We start from the raw sequence: 5158 nt of genomic DNA on the forward strand, positions 1-5158 counted from the left end.
GTCCCGGCAGCCATTGCACGGTCCAACTAATGAAGTTCAACTCGCGGTGACTAACGAGTTAGTGCGTGATAGCGGGTGATGTGTTCTGGCATGATCCGGATGCGGTGATCATGGTCATCGGACGGTGAGGAAGTGGTCGGCTTTGCGTTCGTAGCGGCGGTGAAGGCGGCGGTAGCCAGCGAGCCGGGCCATGGTGCGTTCGATGGTCCAGCGGTGCCGGCCCAGCCGTCGTGAAGTCTCGATTTCCTTGCGGGCGATGCGGTGGGTGATGCCACGCTCGCGTAACCATTGCAGCAGGTGGGAGTAGTGGTAGTCCTTGTCGGCGTGCAGCTTTCCCGGCTTGCGTCGTTGGCGCCCTCGGCGGGAGCGGATCGCGGAATGCCCTTCACCAGAGGGATCAGGGCCTGACTATCGTGCAGATTCGCTCCCGAGATTCCGACGGGCAGGGGCAGACCGGACCGCTCGGTGATCAAGTGGATCTTCGAGCCGTACTTGCCCCTGTCCACAGGATTCGGACCTGTCAGGTCCCTCCTTTTCAGAGCCCGCATGTTTACCGCGTCAATCGCGCGGCGGGATCAGTCCAACTCGCCATGAGAGCCGAGTTCGTCCAGCACCAGGCGGTGGAGCTTGGCCCACACCCCGGCCTTCGCCCACTCGGCAAATCGCCGGTGAGCGGTCGCTCCCGACGGCCCGAACGAGGCTGACGGCAACTGCTGCCACGTACAGCCTGACATAGCCACGAACGCGATCGCCGCCAGCACCTCCCGGTCGCCATGCCGGCGTCGGCCACCACCCTGAGGCCGCGATGGCGCCTCCGGCACCACCCGCTGGAACAGCTCCCACAACTCATCCGGCACCAGCCGCTCAACGATCCCCACCACACCCCACAGCCTACTCAGGCCACCAAATGAGATGACGTCTATCTGATCTTTTCGTAAGTTCGGTGGGTGTGGTGGCCGTGTGAGTGGGAGGCTGTCGGGGTGGCTTATCGACCTTCTGCCTCTGTGGCTGGTTCCTCGCTTCCTGCTTTGTCGCGGCCTCAGTTGGCGGAGGCTCGGCGTGTTCGTGCGGTCGAGTTGTTCGAGGAGGGTGTCTCGAATGCGGAGATCGCGCGGGTGGTGGGTGTGTGTGCGGAGAGTGTGCGGCGTTGGCGTCGGGTGTGGGAGGAAGGGGGTGCTTCGGCCCTGCGGCGGCGTGCGGCCACCGGTCGCCCACCCAAGCTCGACGACGCCCAGGTCGAGACCGTCCGGGCCGCTCTGGAGCAAGGCGCTCAAGCCCATGGCTTCGAAGCCGATCTGTGGACCCTGGAGCGAGTCGGCGAGGTCGTTGCCAGGGTGACAGGGGTGGTGTTGTCGAGGGCGTCTGTGTGGCGGCTGCTGACCGGCAGGCTCGGATGGAGTCTGCAGCGGCCCGAGCGGCGGGTGGTTGAGCGGGACGAGTCGGAGATCGCCCGTTGGATCGCGCACGAGTGGCCGCGCATCAAAAAGGGGCCGTGAACACACGTGCCTGGACCGTGTTCCTCGACGAATCAGGCGTCTCTCTGCTCCCTCAGATCCGCCGCAGCTACTCGCCCCGAGGCCGGACCCCGCTGTTGCGGCATCGATTGAACTGGAAGCGCGCCTCGATGGCCGGGGCCTTGGGCTACCACTCCACCGACCCCGATCGAGGCGCCCGCCTGTGCTTCCACCTCAAGGCCAGGCAGCTACGACACCGTCGGGCTCATCGAGGTCCTGGAGCAGATGAAGGTGTTCTACCGCGGCGAGCGAGTGGTCCTTGTGCGGGACGGCCTGTCCGCCCACTGGAGCCGGGCGATGCGTGCCTGGGTCGTCGAACAGGACTGGCTGACCCTGGAGCGATTACCCGCCTACGCACCCGAGCTCAACCCGGTGGAATGGCTGTGGTCCTCGCTCAAGAAGCGTGAACTCGCCACAACCTCGCCGGCGACCACCTCGCCAAGGTCGCCGACGCCACCGAAAAGGGCATCCACCGCATCAACAACAACCCCCAACTGCCATGGTCCTTCCTCGCCCACACCGGCCTGACCATCCGCCCACCACACCCACCGAACTTACGAAAAGATCAGGTAGTGGCGAGGAAGTGCAGGGCCGAGGTGGACAGATCGGCGCCGGTTAGACACGCACGCGAAAACTCTTGGCAGGGCGGCATGGACTCGACACTCACCCATCAATCAGGAGCTTCTCTGCAGCTGCGCACCGCCCGCTTCCTCAACGGCCACGCTCAGCAAACGAGTTGGAATACCCTCAGAATCTGCCTCATGGCCGGAAGGCTCGCCCTGCATCCCCTGGCACTTCCCATAGCTCGCTCATCGTCGAGGTTGTACGGCGGTGTCGCCTTCCAAGGGACAGCATCGGTTGGCGTCGTTCTTCCGGTTGATTGAGCCAGGCAGCACCCAGCCGTTGCGGCATCCTTCCGCCCGCCGCTGATGCGGCCATTCGGACGAACCCCCCGGACTTGAAGGGAGTTCCAAGGTTTGGCATGAGATTTGCTGGCATTGTGGGGATTCGGCACTCTCGCCACCTTTGAAGGGGACGGTAATATAAGTGACATTCAGCGCTGACATCGCCGCTCCGTCACCGCGAGACACCGTGAGTGAGGCGGTGACGACGCCGCCTGAGGCGAGCGCTTGGCGAGTCGCATGGTGGATGTGGCTCCTGGCGGGGGTGTTGTTTCTTGCTTACTCGGCCGTGTCGCTGCGCATGCACGCGCGGTTGCTGTCCAACAGCTATGATCTCGGCGTCTTTGAGCAGATCATGCGGTCATATGCAGGCGGGCAACTGCCTGTAGCTGAGCTATTGGGACCGGACTATCCGGCACTGGCGGATCACTTCCATCCCATTCTTGTTCTCCTGGCCCCCTTCTACTGGTTGTGGCCTTCTGCGGAGACGCTGCTTGTCGCCCAGGCTGTGCTCATCGCGGTAAGCGGTCTGCCTCTGATGGCATGGGCGCGCCGGGGGCTCGGTGACATGGCTGCCGTAGCTATCGGTGTCTGCTATGGCATTTCCTGGGGTATTGCCAGTGCTATTGGGTTTGACTTTCATGAGGTTGCCTTCGCCGCCCCTCTCCTTGCATGCTCGCTGGCCGCCCTAGGCTGTGGCAGGCTGCACGCCGCGGCATACTGGGCTCTTCCCCTCCTTCTCGTAAAGGAGGACCTGGGTCTTACAGTTGCTGCGGTCGGGGTAGTCGTCGCAATTCGCGGGAACCGCAAGCTTGGTGTCACCACCGCCTGCATCGGTTTGATCACCATTGCCGTGGTGCTCCTGGTGGTGCTCCCAGCGTTCAACCCTGCCGGGGCCTACGGTCGGTGGTACATGCTAGAGGGTACTGGCGGTGGCAGTGGGCCGATGGATCTCCTGAATAGGGGAACACTTGGGCTCATCATCCCGGAGGTCAAGGTAATCACGCTCATTGTCCTCCTGGCTCCCACTCTGTTTCTGGCGTTGCGATCACCACTGTTGTGGATTGCGCTGCCCACGATCCTGTGGCGCTTCTCCACGAATTACGCACCACACTGGGAAACCGACTATCACTACTCGCTCGTACTCATGCCCATTGTCTTCGCGGCATTCATCGAGGCACTGATTCGACGTCGTTCACGTGCTAGCAGTGTGCGCCGCTACCTTCTGGGCTCCGCTGCCGTAAGTCTGATTCTTCTTCCGCATTACCCCTTGTGGCAACTGTTCCAGCCTGCGACCTGGCACACCGAACCTCGTGTGGCGGCCGCCCACCGATTCATGAAGAAAATTCCCGATGACGCCACGGTCCACGCATCTACATACCTCGTGCCTCACCTCACGAACCGAACGAGGGTCAGCCTCTATGGTTGGCATACGAGCCGCCCAAACCCTGAATGGATCATGGTTGACACATGGGTGGCTCCAGCCCGGAGATGGCCGCTGAGCGCGGTGACGGAGCGCATCATGCTAGACCAGGCAATCAAGAAGCACGGATACCGAATGGTTGCCGAAGAATCCGGCTTTGTGCTCCTCAACCGCTGACGCCGATGACCCGCTTGCGCTGCGTCCCTCCCTTCCTGCGGTGCGCTGCAGCCCGCTTCGTCAGGCTCTTGTGCCCAGGAAAGACAGAAACTCTCCCTCAGGGAGAATTATATTCAGCTATGCACACACAGCCGTGCAGATGCTGAACGGATCTTCGTACCCAAAGGTTTTGCTGAGGGAATGTCAGAAATCCAGATTTCCGTCGTCGTGCCGTGCTTCAATGAGAGTGAAGTCATCGACGCCTTCCATAAGGTCCTGACTGCCACTCTGGAGGGAACAGGTGAGTCCTTCGAGATCTCTTACATCGATGACGGCAGCAATGACGCCACACTCGAACATCTGCGCAGGTTTGCAACGGCCTCTCAGCATGTGCGCTACACCTCTTTCAGTCGCAACTTTGGCAAGGAGGCCGCCTTGCTTGCTGGAATGCGCATGTCCAGAGGCGACAAGGTCGTCCTGATGGATGCGGACCTGCAGCACCCACCCGAACTGCTCCACCGCATGCTGAACCTGCACCAGCAAGGCTACGACCAGGTCATCGCCCAACGCGACCGCTCAGGCGAGGCAGCGCTGCGAACCGTGATGAGCCGGATCTACTACCAGCTCGTACGTCACTTTATGGATGTGCGAATCCTCGACGGCGCTGGCGACTTCCGTATGCTGTCCCGCCAAGCGGTCAACTCGCTCCTGCTGCTGCCGGAGAGTAACCGCTTCTCCAAAGGGCTGTTCTGCTGGATCGGCTTCGAAACGGTCAGTTTCACCTACCAGAACGCTCAACGAGCTGCCGGGCGTTCCAAGTGGGGCAGTCGACGACTGCTCGAATACGGCATCGACGGCTTGCTCTCATTCAACAGTCGCCCGTTGCGGTCGGCGATTCACGGAGGTCTCTGGCTGTTCCTGTCCGCCCTCATCTACGCGCTATGGATTGCCGCGCAAGTAATGTTGAACGGGGTCGACACCCCCGGGTACGCCACACTCCTCACTGCCATTGTCGCTGTCAGCGCTATCCAACTCGTCACCCTTGGAGTCATCGGCGAGTACGTGGGACGTATCTACCATGAGTCCAAGCGGCGGCCACACTACCTAGTACGTGAAACGGAAGACTCGGTCCACGGAAACCCGCCCCCCGCGTCCCGGCAGCC

Annotated in this window: 4 protein-coding genes and 1 pseudogene; 4 read left to right on the forward strand and 1 reads right to left on the reverse strand. The window is 62.0% G+C overall.

The window, feature by feature from the left end:
• Nucleotides 1–114 precede the first annotated feature (114 nt).
• Nucleotides 115–881: pseudogene (locus ABZ070_RS35170) on the reverse strand (IS5 family transposase).
• 195 nt (nucleotides 882–1076) lie between these two features.
• Here ABZ070_RS35170 and ABZ070_RS35175 point away from each other — a divergent pair.
• The 4 genes from ABZ070_RS35175 to ABZ070_RS35190 form a co-directional block, all read left to right on the forward strand.
• A complete protein-coding gene (locus ABZ070_RS35175; protein ID WP_356640016.1) occupies nucleotides 1077–1496 on the forward strand; it encodes a winged helix-turn-helix domain-containing protein in 420 nt (139 codons plus the stop codon).
• 243 nt (nucleotides 1497–1739) lie between these two features.
• Nucleotides 1740–2042: a transposase gene (locus tag ABZ070_RS35180; protein WP_356640018.1), complete on the forward strand. Its 303-nt coding sequence runs from the start codon at nucleotides 1740–1742 to the stop codon at nucleotides 2040–2042.
• A gap of 519 nt (nucleotides 2043–2561) precedes the next feature.
• Nucleotides 2562–4016 carry a DUF2079 domain-containing protein gene (locus tag ABZ070_RS35185; RefSeq protein ID WP_356640020.1) on the forward strand — a complete coding sequence of 485 codons (1455 nt, stop codon included), beginning with the start codon at nucleotides 2562–2564 and terminating at the stop codon, nucleotides 4014–4016.
• Nucleotides 4017–4196: 180 nt separating this feature from the next.
• Nucleotides 4197–5158: glycosyltransferase family 2 protein (locus tag ABZ070_RS35190; protein WP_356640022.1), on the forward strand; the 962-nt coding region annotated here is incomplete at its 3' end.

The sequence above is a fragment of the Streptomyces sp. NPDC006283 genome (assembly GCF_040613325.1).
GTDB lineage: Bacteria > Actinomycetota > Actinomycetes > Streptomycetales > Streptomycetaceae > Streptomyces.